Source organism: Cupriavidus sp. BIS7 (assembly GCF_000292345.1).
Lineage (GTDB): Bacteria > Pseudomonadota > Gammaproteobacteria > Burkholderiales > Burkholderiaceae > Cupriavidus.
Genome location: NZ_ALOU01000047.1, coordinates 1 through 14709 on the forward strand (window position 1 = coordinate 1; position 14709 = coordinate 14709).

Here is a 14709-nt window from a genome sequence, read left to right on the forward strand (position 1 = left end):
ACTTTTGGGGGTCAGTTCAATGCGGGAGAGGGGAGAACACCAAGGACGCCTCCAATAAGAAATCCTTATGCCCATAGTCACCGATTGAATTTCTCCTCGGCAATTGGCTCCGCTAGAGTGGGCGGCACTATCAGCGGGCCCCTCACTTTGGCCCGCCAGAAGCCACCGAGGAGACAACATGCTTCGCACCTTCCGCGCCATGGCCGGCATCGCCATGGCCCTGGCCGTAGTCGGCCATGCGCACGCCGACGCCTATCCTTCCAAGCCGATCCAGATGATCGTGCCGCAGGCGCCGGGAGGCACCAACGATATCGTCGCGCGCCTGGTGGCGGCGGACCTGTCGCAGCGGCTTGGCCAGCAGGTGGTGGTGGAAAACCGCCCCGGCGCGGGCGGCAATATCGGCACGCAGACGGCGGCGCGCTCCGCGCCGGACGGCTATACGCTGCTGATGACCATCAGCAGCACGCAGGCCATCAACCCGTCGCTCTACCGTTCGATTCCGTTCGATCCGGTCAAGGACTTCGAACCGATCGCCACCGTCGCCACCGTGCCCAACGTGCTGGTGGTCAACCCGGCCTTTCCTGCAAAATCGATGGCCGAGCTGATCTCGATGGCCAAGGCCAAGCCTGACTACTACCGTTTTGCCTCAGCGGGCAACGGCACGCTGAACCACCTGTTGGGCGAAATGCTGAACAGCATGGCCGGCATCAAGCTTGAACACGTGCCCTATAAGGGCGTGGCCCCGGCGCTCAACGACGTGCTGGGCAACCAGGTGCCGATGGCGTTTGCGAGCCTGCCGTCCGTGCTGGCCCATATCAAGGCCGGCAAGGTGCGCGCGCTGGGTGTCAGCTCGGCCAAACGTTCACCGTTCGCCCCGGACATCCCGGCCATCGGCGAGACGGTGCCGGGCTATAGCGGCGACCTGTGGGTGGGCCTGTTCGCGGTGCGCGGCACGCCAAAGGACGTCACGCAGAAGCTGGCCACCACGCTGCAGGCGGCGCTGGCCGACAAGCCGCTGCGCGACAAGCTTGCCGCGCAGGGCGCCGAGGTGCTGACCACCACGCCGCAGCAATTTTCCACCATGCTGCGCGGCGACATCGACAAGTGGGCGAAGATCGTCAAGCAGTCGGGCGCGCAGGTCGACTGATCTCTGGTCTGCGCCGGCCGGGGGGGCCGGAACGCTCCGTCCCCGCGCCTCAATGTATTACCCATGTCCGCGTATGATCGCGGACTAGCCTTTTCGACCTTGTCGCTTTTCCCGAACGCCGCCCCCGATTCACCATGCCTGACCACACCCTGCTGTCCGCCCTGCTGATCTTTGGACTCGGGGGATTGCTCGGCGCGGTGGGCGGGCTGTTCGGCATCGGCGGCGGCCTGATCGCCATCCCGGCGCTAGGCCTGCTCTACGGGATGGACCAGCAGCTTGCCCAGGGCACCTCGCTGGTGATGATCGCGCCGAACGTGCTGATTGGATTCTGGCAATACCGCAAGCGCGCCGATATCGATCTGCGGACGGCCATCGTGCTCGGGCTATCGGCCGTGCTGGCCACGTACTTCTCGGCAAGACTCGCCACGTCGATCGATGCGGTGCTGCTGCGCCGGATCTTCGCGGTGTTCATGATCGGCCTGGCGCTGTACTTCCTGTGGCGTCTGCTGCCAGGCCGCTCCGCCACCCAGCAGCATGCGCGCGTGTCTGCATCGTGGATTCCTGCCGTCGGCGTGGTCGGCGGCGCATTCTCCGGATTCTTCAGCGTCGGCGGCGGCGTGGTGGCGGCCCCCGCGCTGGTCGGCCTGTTCGGCATGCGGCAGGCCGCCGCGCAGGGCCTGGCACTCGCGCTCGTCACGCCTGGCGCCGTGGTCGCGCTGTTCACATATGCCAACGCCGGACATGTCGACTGGTACAGCGGCATTCCGCTTTCCCTTGGCGGAATGCTGACGATCTCATGGGGCGTGGCCCTGGCCCACCGCATGCCGGAACGCAAGCTGCGCGCGGCGTTTGCGCTGTGCCTGATTGCGACGGCGGCAGTGATGCTGGTGCGGGGGTGAGCCTAAGGGGCTTGTTTCAATCGACACGGGTCATTGAAAAGCTCCCTATAGACCGGCAGGTCGCCAAATCGCGCCGTTTCAATGGTGACCGATTTCTTCCACCACGCGAGATGACTCGAGTGAATCGCGATTGCCGAATGGTTGCGAAGGCGTCTTGAGGGGTATCGAATACCAATTGCTCCCGTCTCGTCGAAGAGTGCCGACATGACATGGTGCATTTCCAGGCCAAAGTACTTGCACCACCTATGGTCTGGATCCGACAGTTGATCATAGATTCCAAGTCTGGCGGCCGTCTGCCCACCAATCTCAAAGAGTTTCAGATCTGCTTCCAGTCGCAGGTTCACCAGCAGTCCGTCCTCGGCCCCGTTGTTGAACTTGAAGAATCCTGGGTATCTCTGAACCTTCTCGCAGAATCGCCCCTCCCAGATCGCGGTATGAATATCCTCTGCGACGTAGAGCCAGTAGAACGGAAAGCGCCCAATAGCGTGTCTGCTACTTGCTGGCGGACCCCAGCGGTAGGTTTGCGTTACGAATTCCGGAATTGCGCTGGCGGCACTCCATGCTGCCCTGCTCAGCAGCGTCCCGCGCCTGAGTGTGCATACGCTCGACGCCATCACATCCATGACCAATGAACGCGGTGGCATCTGCTCGGCGACATTTGCCGGCATCTCGGAAGATATCGATGACATCATCGAAGCTCCCCTCAACAACCCGCACGCATCATCCGCGACGGAAGCAGATCAAGCGCTTCCATGACCACCGCCTGACGCTCGGCGTCAGGCAGGCGCAAGTATTCCATTTGCCAGATGGAAACCGACCAACGTGTGCGGAGCAGCCTGCCGCACAACACTTCTGCCGGCGTGAGGTCACTCAACTCCTCATAGGCGATCATCCAGAAGTATGGATCTTCTCCCAACGGTTCCTCGCGGAGCGCCTTGATGACGGGCGCGATGAGCGCTGGCGCTGGCTGCACGAACTGCCAGGTCGGAATAATGGTCGGCCTTCCGGCAGCATCGTAGCGTTCGGCGTAGAAGCGCCCCTCCTCGACGGCAAGGAGCAACTCCGAAGACGTCAGCGCCACCAGCCGCTGCGCGGCAACCTCTTCCGGGGTCAGATGGTCGATCGGCAGCCGGTCGGGCCCGAGTGCATCGAACATTGACTCCTGGGACTCCGGGTGACGGACATCACGCCGGCCGCTGCGTGCATTGGATTCCTGCAATGGTTGCGCACCCGCCAACGGGTCGAGATACATGCTGAACCTCCGGTGTTGTCATGAGAGGAGGCCAGCTTAGGTGCTGGCATCCAGCCGCTCAATCACTGCAACACCGAAAGTGCAATCCGACAAAGATCCACAGCATTGTGTGGCTTGCAGCCATCACCCCTGCTTTCGAAACACCAGACTGAAATTATTCGCTGGCATCGGAATCGGCTCATCACACGTCAGGCCCTGCGCGGCGCCGAGTGCGATCACGGCCTCCATGTCGCGCACGCCCCACTCCGAATCGGCCGAGCGTAACTGCCTGTCGAACGCTTCGTTGCTCGGGGCCGTGTGTGCACCGTCACGCCGGTACGGCCCGTAGAGGTAGAGCACGCCGCCCGGCGCCAGGCGCTTTCCCGCGCCGGAGAACAGTGCCTCGGCGGCGGCCCATGGGGCGATGTGGATCATGTTGATGCAGACGATGGCATCGACCGCGCCGATGTCCCATGGCTCGTGGCAGACGTCGATGGCCAGTGGGGCCAGGACGTTGGCAACCTTCGCATGGTCGGTCCAGGCGACGATCGATTCGCGGTGGGTCGCGTCCGGGTCGCTCGGCTGCCACTTCACGCCCGGGAGCGCCGCCGCAAAATGCACTGCATGCTGGCCGGTGCCGCTGGCGATCTCCAGTACCGTGCCCGATCTCGGCAGAACGTTGCGCAGGACAGCCAGGATCGGCTCGCGGTTGCGTTCGGTGGCGGGCGCCATGCGGCGCGCGGTCGGTTCAGCGGTCATGGGGTCTCCAGTGGGTCTGCCGCCCGGTCTCGCGCCGGGCGCACAGCCCACAGGTTAGCAGGCGCGGCCCGCTGCGTGGTCAGACGCGTTTGCCGAGATGAATCGCGGTCGGCGTGGCGGTCAGGTAGCCCACCGCCGCGCCGAACCGGTCCTTGTAGTTGGCGCGTACCAGCGGGTCGAGCTGTGCCTTGACCTTGTCGTGCAGGCCCGCCTCCCAGTCGCCCGGATGCTGGAAGTTGCTCATGACGTAGGTCCAGCCGTTGATCTCGTCCACCGCGTGCAGCCCGGTGGACTCCGCGCCGGCCGGGCACGACAGCACGCGCGAAAGCTGCTTCGTGTCGACGTTGTAGGCCCACAGGAAGTTGTTGACGTGCGTATTGCTGTCTTCGCCGATAAACAGCGTGCGCAGCTTTTCGGAGAACTTGAGGTTGTCCGGCGTGGCCACCTTGTCGGGGTTGGCGAAGTTGCCGAGCGCATCCTGCGCCTTCTTCGCGCCGCCGCCGAGATCCTCGGAAATCAGCGCGGGCACCGGCGCCATGTCGACGGGCACCCATTCGCTGTCGATGTGCGCACCGGCGTGGTCCGCCTGGCCGCCGCGCAGGTTCAGTTCGTACACGGCGCCCGAGTACGGGCCTTCCACGCGGATATCGCCGGCATTTGCAGCGTTGCCAGCCAGCATGCTCGATTCAATGCGCGAGATGGCCGAGTAGGCCTTGCGGTCGGCGATGTTGACCGTGGTGCCTTCCATCTTGGTGAAGCCCAGGCTGCCGCCCACGTACGCGGCGTAGCGATGCGTCTCCAGGAACGCGGCCGCCTTTTCCTGCCCCGGCAGCACCTTTACCCAGTTCGGCTTGCCGTCGATCAGGATACGCGTATAGCCTGCGTCGCCCGGGTCCTTGGTCTTGACGTCCATGATGTCTGTGACCTTGATCCCGCCATCGACGAGCTTGCGGATCTCGTCGCTCGTCGCGCTGCCCAGCGCAATCCACGACAGCGTGGCGGCGCCCGGGCCCGTGCCGGACGTCTGGTGCCACTTGGCCACGTAGAGCTTGCCCGCCGACAGGTCGCGCGGACGGTCGGCGATGAACATGAACAGCCCGCCGTTGGTGGCGTCGTCGCCCATCAGCACGGTGCGCTCGTCCGGCATCACCTGAACGAGTTCGTGCGAGATGCGGCCCACGCAATAGTGCTTGCGGATCGAGCCGGTGCCGTCGGCATGCACGGTGATCTCGGGCAGATGGCCGTAGTGGTACGGATTGGCGCGATCGGCATCGCCATAGAGGTTCTGGCTGAAGCCGCGCAGGCGCTTGTCCGTGGCCGCCTTGGTCGCGTCGGGCTCATATTCCTCGCTCGACAGGTGGGTGTTCCATGGCGACAGGCTCGCGCCGCACGTGATCCACAGCCCGTTCACAGCCGATGTATCCACGTTGTGATAGCGCACCGGCGTGAGCTTGCCGGTCTTCGGGTCCTGATCGAGCGTGATGACGGCGATCGGCGACGGCAGCATGCCGTACATGTCGCCGTTGGCCTGGTTACGCGTGGTGTACTCGAACTGGACCACGGCGAACACCGTGTTGCCCTTCACGCCCGGCACGCGGGCACCGTGCAGCGTCAGCAGCGAGCTGCCATCCGGGCAGTCCGAGAAAAACTGGCGCGTCTTGCCTGGTACCGACGTGTCCATGATCGGACGGTTCCGGATGTCGTAGTAGCCGCCCGCCAGTACCTTGTTGCCCTTGCCATCGGGCAGCATGTCGCCCGTCACGAAGAACGGCTGGTAGGCCAGCGCATATTCCTGGGCAGTGTCATCGCTGTACGACACCTTGATCGACGATCCAACCGTCGTGGTGGCCATGGCCGCCGCGTTGTCGAGCGTCGGGGCCGGCATGCCCGTGAACGCCGCCGAGGCAAACGTGGCGCCCGCCTTGCGCCGTGGCGCGGCCGCGAATGCGGCTTCCATCGCGGTCATCCCACCGGCCAGGCTTGCGGCGGCGGCGCCGAGCGGCAGCATCGGGGCTCCACCAAGGATTTTCAGGGCACGGCGACGGGCTACGACGGGCTGGTCGGACATGATTGTTGTGTGTGTGGGAATTGGGATGGGTTCGACAAGTTCGAGTGGGCGATCGGACCGCAAGCAACGCGTGGCGCGCAAAAAAGCGGACAGAACGCCCCGCGGCCGATCATAAGCCGGCGGCGTGACAGATTTTTGACGGTCAGCAGACTGTCATGTGACTGGAGATGGCTGGCGCTTCAGGGCCGCGCCGCCGGCTGCGCTACACTCGCCATCCTGCACTGATATCGAACGCCTTTCTCCGTCTTGCCTACCTTTACGCTTGCCTCCCCCGTCCACGCCGAGATCGAGATCCGCAAAAGCCGCTTTATCGCGCTGGCTGTGCCGGTGGCCGACCGTGACGCGGCCATGGGAGTGATTCAGGAACTACGCACGCAGCACCCGGCCGCCACTCATGTGTGCTGGGCGCTGCTGGCCGGCGGCCAGTCGGGGATGTCCGACGATGGAGAGCCGTCTGGGACGGCGGGCCGGCCGATTCTGGAAGTCCTGAGGCACCATGACCTCGACGGTGTGCTGGCCGCGGTGGTGCGGTACTTCGGCGGTGTCAAGCTTGGCGCGGGCGGGCTGGTCCGGGCTTATACCGACGCCATCGCGGCCGCGCTCAAGGATGCCGAGCGCATCGAGCGCATTGCCTACACCACGCTGGCCATCGAAATCGACTACGCCGACGAATCGCGCGTGCGGCGCTGGCTGGAGTTGTCGGCGGCGGAAGGCTGCACTCTGGCCGATACGCAATATGGCGCCCTGGCCACGCTGGTGATCCGCCTGCCCGCCACATTGCGCGATGGCGCGATTGCTACGCTGCGCGATGCCACCCATGGCCGTGCGCGCTTTCCCGAGCAGGAGAACGGCGCATGACGAGCGATTCCGAAGACGCCGAGTACACGGCACGCGTGCTGCCCGGCAACGCGCAGTTCTCCGCACCAGCCTCGCTGACCCTGCTGGAAGCCGCGCTGCTCGACGGCGTGGTCCTGCCCAGTTCCTGCCGCAACGGCACCTGCCGCGCCTGCATGAGCCTCCTGCACTCGGGCAGCGTGCGTTACCGGATCGAATGGCCGGGCCTGAGCCTTGATGAGAAGGACGATGGCTATATCCTGCCGTGCGTGGCCTGCCCGACCAGCGATGTCGTATTCGAACCAATCGGACCGAATCGCGCAGGCTGACTGACGGCAATCGACATCCCACGCAACCCGCGCAGAGTAGGGAAACAATAATCCCGCAAAGTTCCAACAACAAAGGCGAAAAAGCGAACTCCCGACTATTACCCACGCATCCGCAAGAAATCAGCGTAAGACACCAGCTTGCGTTTTTCCTTGGCAAGCGCCTTTCGTTTTGACGCCGGGCGGGTTGGTTGGCTGCGTTCAAACTTGGCGGCTGCGCGTGCGTCCTCCCGCACGTAGGTCCGCGCGGTCTTGGCTTCCGCCTTCAGGCGTTCAGCCTCTAGTCGCGTAGCAATGCGTTCCTCTCGGGCAACCTCTTTTGCAGCCGACAGGATCTCGGCTTTTAGTAGGTCACGCCTTTTCTTGGCCGCGGCACGGGCAGCCTGCAGTTGCTCTTTCCTCTGCCGCAGCAAGTCTTTCATGCTGACTGGAGCAGGCCTCGCCTCTGGCGGCACGCTCAGGCGCAAAGCCCTGCTCGCTGAAACTTTGTCAGTTAGCAGCGTGCGCCGCTTGTCCTGTTTCGCATCACTCACGATGAGTCACCTCACGCCGACAAGCACACAAGTGCCAGCCCATGCGCGCCACCAGTTGAAATCAACAAATTCATCGCATGAACCTTACCATAGGGCTCCATTTTGTGAGCGGCGTTGGCGGCCTGATGGATTTCCGAGTTCGGCCAGTTTGAGACGTTCGACACGACCGCCTGGATCGTTGACGATCGGCGGGTTGGCATTGACGGCAATTTCCTCGGCAGGCAATATGTTCTTATGAACTACGACGCGCTCAGTTCCAAGATGTGCACCATGACCGCCAATGGCGAGTCGTGGGAATCGTGACGTTCATACACCGTACACAGACTTCCTCAACGGCCCCGCCAGTCATGACGGGGCCGTGTCTATTCAGCCGCTCCGAATTGCGTTGGCGCGAATTGGAGTGAACGCATGCATTACAGAGTACGTGTTTCCGTTCTTGATGACGTTGCTGACGTGTCGAATTGGCCGCTCGATCCGAGGAGCACAGCATGCTGACGATACGAAAAGCGAACTGCGATGACGTGTTCGATGCATGGGATATTCGTAAAACGTCGGTGCATGCTGCATGCGCTGAGCACTATCCCAAAGCAGCCCTTTCGGCGTGGGTTGACGGCACGCCGACCGACAAATGGGCCGGCGTTGTCGAATCTGACTTCTATGTTGCCGTCGATCATGGATCGATCGTCGGAACAGGGATGCTTACATTCGCAAGCGGGCAAGTCGACGCGATCTTCGTCCGACCGTCTCATATGGGGCGCGGCATTGGACGCAAAATGCTGGATTTTCTTGAAGTGTTGGCCGCTGATCACGGCCTTGCCGCAATGCGCCTCGATGCAACGCTCAACGCGGCACCGTTCTATCGTCGTTGTGGTTGGTCGGGCGATTCGGTTTCGACGTACCGTACCTCGTGTGGACTGGAGTTGCCTTGCGTGCCGATGACGAAGCGTGTCGCCGTCGGCGGGTAGGTTGCCCCTCGGCCGACGACTGCCGCCCGCATGGGAGTCAGTGAGGTTCGATTTTGAACGACCGCTGTCGGGCGAATCGAAGGTCCCTTATGGGTCCGATAAGCGACCTTGGGTACCTTCTGGCCTCCGGGCTCAAAGCCAAAAGCGCCGATGAGGGCGGGCCCGCGAAGTGGCCGCCAAAGGAGGACGGCGCCTGGTTGCGCAGGAAACCTAGCGTCCCAGCTTGAAGCGCTTGAGGGCGATGCTGCAGCAAAGGCACGGATTGTGCGATTCCTTCATACGCACTCGCATATGGAGCAAGTCGAGCCGGACCACGACCTATCGGTACTATCCGAGACTCCGGCCGTCCTCACCGATTTGCTCGGTCTCATCCAGGCCAACGACAAGAATCACTATGAGGCGATGATGAAGATCATCTAGCGTTGAGTGGGACCACCGGTTACGCCGTCGTCGGTGGCGCACCCCCACCGAAGCCTTCAGGTCCGACTCGACGCCACCTCATCACCCGGCGCCAACACAAACTTCAGGTCATGCCGGCCCGCGAAGGGCATCCTCCCTGCAGCCAACGGACGCACGGTGATGAGCTTGCGATTAAGGCCGCGCAGATTTCTTCATCCAGTGGACTGGCATTAGCCTGAGCTTGAGGCCTTTGACAACATCGGGACGGAGCATCGGATGCAGCGAAGCGTACGGCCATCAGACAAACGTCGTCGCGATATCCGCCAGTGATGGTAGCGCGCCGAGAGCTATACATAACAACCATCCGCTTACGCCCGAGCCCGCGAATCGCGCTGCGCGATGGAAAAATAGAACGCGGCCAGCCACCCGCCGTTTCTTTTACCGAATAACGTAACGCTATTTGTACATTTTTATGCTAATTCGTTGCGTTTTGTAGCTGAAAACGGTACAATTTTCCTAGTTCTAGGGGTAAAATCGATGCCAAAAGTAAGCCGTGACGATCGCCTTGCGGCGCAAGTCCGGGCATTCATCGAAAAATGTGGTGCAGTATCGGCTGCCGCTACTGCACTGGGGGTCAGCAAGACACTGCTGTGGCGTTTTGACCGCAGCGGCTGCGCCATAGGCCGTACTCGTGCTTTGTTGGCAGACGCCTTGGCAAAACATGAAAAAGAAACGGCTTCTGTTGAAAGTGAAACACGAGCAACGCCGCCTGTCGGGCTGCCACCAAACGTGCCGGTTGAGGAGCTCCTTGCTATGCGCGCTTTGTTCCAGAACGTGCTCAACGTGATTGACGCCTATGTCGCGAACCCATCGGGCAACCCTGCGATGGGTGGATTGGCGCGCTCGTTTGTAGGCGGCAATGTTACGCAGTCCGACACTTTGCCGATGATGGGTGGACAGCATGGCCAATCCTAATATTCGCGGCGACCGCCAGGCGCTCAAAAGAACAATGGACGCAATCATCGAAGCAAGCCGCGCTAGTAAGCAAGAATCAAGGCCTTCGCCGCAGTCCTCCCTCTTCGCGCCGGTGCCAAGTGAGCTGCCCAACGGCATCTCGGAATTGGTCTTCGACGTCCCCGCTCACAAGAGACTGAGCGACCTAGTGCTATCTGCGAACCTCAAGGAGAGCATTGAGGAGTTTATCTATGAGTTCTCCCACGCGTCCTTGTTGCGCGAGCATTCGGTCGAGCCTCGTCATACGCTTCTGTTGATAGGTCCACCCGGAAACGGGAAAACGAGCCTGGCAGAGGTGATCGCTTCCGAGCTTTCGCTGCCGCTTCTGTCCGTCAGGTATGACGCGATCGTCGACAGCTTCCTAGGAGAAACAGCAAATCGTTTCCGTCGGCTCATCGACTATGTGGCCGCGAACCCAAGCGTACTTTTCTTCGATGAGTTTGACGCAGTCGGCAAGGACCGAGGCGATTCACAGGAAACCGGGGAGATCAAGCGTGTAGTAAGTTCTCTTCTCGTCCAACTGGACCGTTTACCAAGCCATTCCGTTGTAATATGCGCAACGAATCACCCTGAATTGTTGGACAAAGCTGTTTGGCGACGCTTTGAAGTTCGGGTGGAGGTACCTTTGCCAGGACCTAGCGAGCTTAAAGAGTGGTTTCAGAAATTTGAACGCTCACTAGGCGCTAGCGCTGGAATCGATGCCCAAGAGTTTGCAGACTGCATGGCGGGCGAAAGTATGTCTGAAGTTGAGGCATTCACGCTCGACGTTCGCCGTCGGCTTATTCTTTCACGCGGCAAGTTGACTCCGGCTAGCGCAGCCCGGGAAATCCTGGGGCGCTGGCAAAGGCGTTTACGGAAGGACTTGCAGAGCGGGAATTATGGTTCAGAGATATCCGGTGGTAAGGCTCCAGAGGGAGCAGAAACCGGGAAAACGAATGCCAGGCCGCGTGCCAGGAGGAATCTTCGCGCGGAAAAAGACGCCGGCGGAGCAAAATAAGCGTCACGGGGAAGCGTTCGAGTTCATCGAGCAGACGACCGAACGCATCAAGAGTGGCATCGATGTTTCCAGCGATCCTCGGGCTGTAACACCGGACCGAGCACTGGTGATCGAGCTCCGCGGTCGCGTCGAAGAATTCGAGGCCGCCGCTAAAACGCTTGGCTTCGAATGGCTGAGTAGCGAGTACGACGATTCGCCTCCGGATGATGACGTCGAAGATGACGACGACTCCGATGAGCCAGTAGGCGCGACGTATCTATACCTCACCATGCCTACGGTGAAGGGACTCGATAACCTTCTGTCGCGTTGGAAAGCTTTCAAGGCTGACACTCCACCGGGGCCTGATGATAAAGCGTGGTGGTCGCTTTTTGGCCATCTCCACGATATCCGCACTTGGTCCGCCAAGGACCGAATCGACCCCTCTATTGCAAGGTACGTGGAGCTTATGTTGTCGGGCGCCCCCGACACGCCGGTTGTTATGGAAGTCGACCTTTGGTATCGCGACGAAGCCGAAAAGCGTGACGAGGCGCTCGCGACGCTTCTGGAACTGCTAGAGGAAGTCGACGGCGAGCTTCTTGATTTCTGCTCCGTTCACGAAATCAACTACCAAGCGGCACTCGTACGCGTACCAGCAAGCGTGGCGCGTCGCCTGGTGGACAGAGACGGCGCACTCGCGGACGCGAACGCGATCATGACCATCCGTCCGCAGTCGCTATATCAGGCGGGAGCGACAGACGGGTCGACACCCCAGATGCCCGCGATGCAACCCTGGCAGCCAGGGAATGAGCCCCACATTGCGGCCATCCTTGACGGCTACCCAGTTCAAGGCCACGCCGCCCTCGGCACGCGCGTCGCCGTGCACGAGGTGGACATCACGGGACAAGACGTACCAGTGTCCGCGCGGCGGCACGGTACTGCGATGGCTTCGCTTGTTGTCCATGGCGACTTGCATGACCCGCAACCACCGCTAGCCAACGCCGTTGTCGTCGTTCCCGTGCTGACCGCCGCGACCGCCGGAGCTGTCGAGACGACGCCACCAGGCAAGCTTCCCATCGGGATGATTTATCGTGCGGTGAAGTCGTTGGTTGCTGGTCTGCAAGGCAACCCTGCTGGCCACCCTGATGTCGTGCTCATCAACCACTCCATCTGCGACAAGTACGCGCCGTTCGTTAGAAGGCCGACACCCTGGGCGGTTCTGCTCGACTATTTGAGCCACGAACACAAGCTTCTCTTTGTGATCAGCGCCGGAAACATCGAAAGCTCCTTCCCGCTTCCGCACTTTGCCACAAAGAATGACTTCGACAATGCGCCTCAAGCAGTCCGTGAAGCTGCCATTCTCGAGGCAATCGAACAAGCCAAGGGCTTACGATCCGTTCTGAGCCCTGCCGAGTCGATCAATGCCATAACCGTCGGGGCGCTTCACGGCGATGGCGCTGCTGCACCGCCAGTGGGCACGATTGATCCCTACCCGAATGCCCCGATGACGAACATCTGTTCAGCACTCGGGTTCGGTGTACGTCGGGGCATCAAGCCCGACCTCGTCGAATTCGGGGGGCGTCAGGCAGTTATTGTCTCGCAGGAACCGAATAGCGTTGCGATTCGGGGGATCCAGTCGGTGCATATGGGGCAAATGGTAGCGGCACCCGATCCCGCCGGTGGAAATCTGCAAAAAGTGGCTCTGACCACTGGAACGAGCAACGCCGCAGCACTCGTCACCCGTGCGGGGATTGTCATTGCGCAGGCTGTGAAGGAGGTTTATGCGGCCGACCGCCTTAACTGGCTCAAGCTTCCCACTCGGGCAGTCATTCTGAAGGCTCTGCTTGCGCACGGTGCGCGCTGGGGTGCAATTGGCCAGCTGCTGGAGGACGTCTATCCTCCAAGCGACTCGAAAAAGCACCACCGTCGTCGTGAAACGATCACCAAGTTCCTCGGGTACGGTCGCCCCCAGCCCAAGTTAGTGATTTCGGGAGACAAGAGTCGAATCACCCTATTGGGGGCCGACACCATTGTCCACGACGCTCTCCACGAGTATCGGGTCCCTATGCCCACGGCAATGATTGGCACAAACGATGTCCGTCGGATTGTCATCACGCTCGCCTGGTCCACCCCAATCAGCGTCACCTCGGACACCTATCGGGGCGTCGGTCTCCGGATCGTCAGCAAAAAGGGAAATCATAAATTTTGGGACGGTGTTGACCGGACACTTCAACCGAATGGAAAAAGCGCAGAACGCGGTACGCTGACCCATCTGGTATTAGAAGGCAAAAAAAAGGTCAAGACTTTCGTAGACGACGACGGTTTCTTCGTCGGCGTGCAGGCATACGCAAATAGAAATCAGCACAAGACTGCACAGGTACCCTACGCTCTGGCAATTACTCTCGAAATGGGCCAGTCACAGCGGTCCGCAACCCTCTACGCAGAAGTACGGGCAAAGATACAACAGCGCGTGCGCCCCCGTGGTCGTACTCGCACATGAACGTAATCATGACGCACACAGTGTTCGATTCAGCGCTGTCACTCGGAAGTCGGGACGACAACGCCATTGCGGAATACCTAATGTCCATCGAGGACACCGAAGGTGCGAAGCGCATTCTCGCGCAGTCGCCAGGCGGCCAGGGCCTCGGATTTGGAGGCGGGGCCTATAGACATTCGGGCCTTACGCTCGGCTTCATCGGGCGTCCGACCTCGGAAGATGTAAAGCTTGAGATCCGCCCCGCGAGCATGGTGAAGGCCGACCATGAGCTTGCGAGTCAGCGCATCAAAATCTCGCTCGACAAGTTCTACGTGCATGAGTACCCCGGCATGGGCGAGCACACTATCCTGTGCGAGTTCGCCGGCAAGAACCAGGTCGAAGGCGACGTCGAAGAGTTGCGCTTCGCGCTGCGAACGAAGGTTCGCGACAAGGCGAGTGCGAGCATCTCGGGGCATCCGATTTTCTTGGGTGTCACAGTCGGTCAGAACGGCGTTGCATTCGAAGGTCGCACGGTCAATGTCGCAAGCAGTTTGGACGATACTGTGCTGGCCGCCTTGGATAGCGCCGCGTTCAAAAGCGGCCTTTCGCTGATGGCGACCGCACAGCCTGCCCTCAAGCCGTTTGCCGGCCTGGCGGCATCTGTAGTGAAGTCCACCATGGACCGCAAGAAGAATGCGCAAGTCCACACCTTCCACCTGGGGCTGGATTTTGGCGGGAACGCGAGTTCCGTCCAATTGCGGGAAGGATCGTACGTGGTCGTTCAGTCGGACAATCATAGTTGGGACTGGAGCCACTACGAGTGGGACCGCAACACGCTGAGCCTGCAGACGAAGAACGGTAAGCAGCCTAACGCGAACTATATGGTGTTTGGCGTCTCGAAATTCGAGACACCAGCGCCGGCCAAGAAATCGCGTTAAGGCGCTCGGGTAGGCTGCATAAATACGGACGGCGGGAAGGCTAACCGCCGTCCGAGAATTGCGAGCGTCGAACTCTTGCAGCAAGCCCAGGACAGGACCAGCCATCGCGACGGTTGAGAGCTTCCGGGTGACAACCTCCGTAAGCAA

15 protein-coding genes are annotated in these 14709 nt (G+C 61.2%); 9 read left to right on the forward strand and 6 right to left on the reverse strand.

What is annotated here, in order from left to right:
• Window positions 1–178: 178 nt before the first annotated feature.
• Together B552_RS0116495 and B552_RS0116500 are read left to right on the forward strand one after the other, a co-directional pair.
• A complete protein-coding gene (locus tag B552_RS0116495; protein ID WP_019450147.1) occupies window positions 179–1147 on the forward strand; it encodes a tripartite tricarboxylate transporter substrate binding protein in 969 nt (322 codons plus the stop codon).
• Between the two features lie 134 nt (window positions 1148–1281).
• The gene (locus B552_RS0116500) at window positions 1282–2046 is read left to right on the forward strand and encodes a sulfite exporter TauE/SafE family protein (protein WP_019450148.1); all 765 of its coding nucleotides are present in this window, start codon (window positions 1282–1284) and stop codon (window positions 2044–2046) included.
• 2 nt (window positions 2047–2048) lie between these two features.
• On the opposite strand, the gene B552_RS0116505 is transcribed toward B552_RS0116500, so the two are convergent.
• The 4 genes from B552_RS0116505 to B552_RS0116520 all read right to left on the reverse strand — a co-directional run bounded on the left by B552_RS0116505 (window position 2049) and on the right by B552_RS0116520 (window position 6104).
• Window positions 2049–2738 carry an RES family NAD+ phosphorylase gene (locus tag B552_RS0116505; protein WP_019450149.1) on the reverse strand — a complete coding sequence of 230 codons (690 nt, stop codon included), beginning with the start codon at window positions 2736–2738 and terminating at the stop codon, window positions 2049–2051.
• Between the two features lie 11 nt (window positions 2739–2749).
• Entirely contained in the window at window positions 2750–3298 is a 549-nt protein-coding gene (locus B552_RS0116510) for a hypothetical protein (protein ID WP_026035735.1), read from the reverse strand.
• 123 nt (window positions 3299–3421) lie between these two features.
• A complete protein-coding gene (locus B552_RS0116515) occupies window positions 3422–4036 on the reverse strand; it encodes a DUF938 domain-containing protein (protein ID WP_019450151.1) in 615 nt (204 codons plus the stop codon).
• 79 nt (window positions 4037–4115) lie between these two features.
• Entirely contained in the window at window positions 4116–6104 is a 1989-nt protein-coding gene (locus B552_RS0116520; protein WP_026035736.1) for an alkaline phosphatase PhoX, read from the reverse strand.
• A 246-nt stretch (window positions 6105–6350) separates the two neighbouring features.
• Here B552_RS0116520 and B552_RS0116525 point away from each other — a divergent pair, with 246 nt between their 5' ends.
• Entirely contained in the window at window positions 6351–6962 is a 612-nt protein-coding gene (locus B552_RS0116525) for a YigZ family protein (protein ID WP_019450153.1), read from the forward strand.
• A complete protein-coding gene (locus B552_RS0116530; protein ID WP_019450154.1) occupies window positions 6959–7267 on the forward strand; it encodes a 2Fe-2S iron-sulfur cluster-binding protein in 309 nt (102 codons plus the stop codon). The genes B552_RS0116525 and B552_RS0116530 overlap by 4 nt, the downstream gene beginning before the upstream one ends.
• Window positions 7268–7365: 98 nt before the next feature.
• On the opposite strand, the gene B552_RS0116535 is transcribed toward B552_RS0116530, so the two are convergent.
• Both B552_RS0116535 and B552_RS28900 read right to left on the reverse strand, forming a co-directional pair.
• Entirely contained in the window at window positions 7366–7797 is a 432-nt protein-coding gene (locus B552_RS0116535; RefSeq protein ID WP_026035737.1) for a hypothetical protein, read from the reverse strand.
• Between the two features lie 11 nt (window positions 7798–7808).
• Window positions 7809–7997: a hypothetical protein gene (locus B552_RS28900; RefSeq protein ID WP_157160271.1), complete on the reverse strand. Its 189-nt coding sequence runs from the start codon at window positions 7995–7997 to the stop codon at window positions 7809–7811.
• Window positions 7998–8285: 288 nt separating this feature from the next.
• Here B552_RS28900 and B552_RS0116540 point away from each other — a divergent pair, with 288 nt between their 5' ends.
• The 5 genes from B552_RS0116540 to B552_RS27575 all read left to right on the forward strand — a co-directional run bounded on the left by B552_RS0116540 (window position 8286) and on the right by B552_RS27575 (window position 14562).
• Window positions 8286–8762: a GNAT family N-acetyltransferase gene (locus B552_RS0116540; RefSeq protein WP_019450156.1), complete on the forward strand. Its 477-nt coding sequence runs from the start codon at window positions 8286–8288 to the stop codon at window positions 8760–8762.
• A gap of 936 nt (window positions 8763–9698) precedes the next feature.
• On the forward strand, window positions 9699–10136 hold the full coding sequence (locus tag B552_RS28905; protein WP_157160272.1) for a hypothetical protein: 438 nt from the start codon (window positions 9699–9701) through the stop codon (window positions 10134–10136).
• Window positions 10123–11172: an ATP-binding protein gene (locus tag B552_RS27570; protein WP_157160273.1), complete on the forward strand. Its 1050-nt coding sequence runs from the start codon at window positions 10123–10125 to the stop codon at window positions 11170–11172. Before B552_RS28905 ends, B552_RS27570 begins: the two co-directional genes overlap by 14 nt.
• Complete coding sequence (locus B552_RS0116560) at window positions 11111–13648, forward strand: S8 family peptidase (RefSeq protein WP_019450160.1); 2538 nt, start codon at window positions 11111–11113, stop codon at window positions 13646–13648. Before B552_RS27570 ends, B552_RS0116560 begins: the two co-directional genes overlap by 62 nt.
• 8 nt (window positions 13649–13656) lie before the next feature.
• Window positions 13657–14562 carry a hypothetical protein gene (locus tag B552_RS27575; protein WP_051003577.1) on the forward strand — a complete coding sequence of 302 codons (906 nt, stop codon included), beginning with the start codon at window positions 13657–13659 and terminating at the stop codon, window positions 14560–14562.
• Window positions 14563–14709 lie beyond the last annotated feature (147 nt).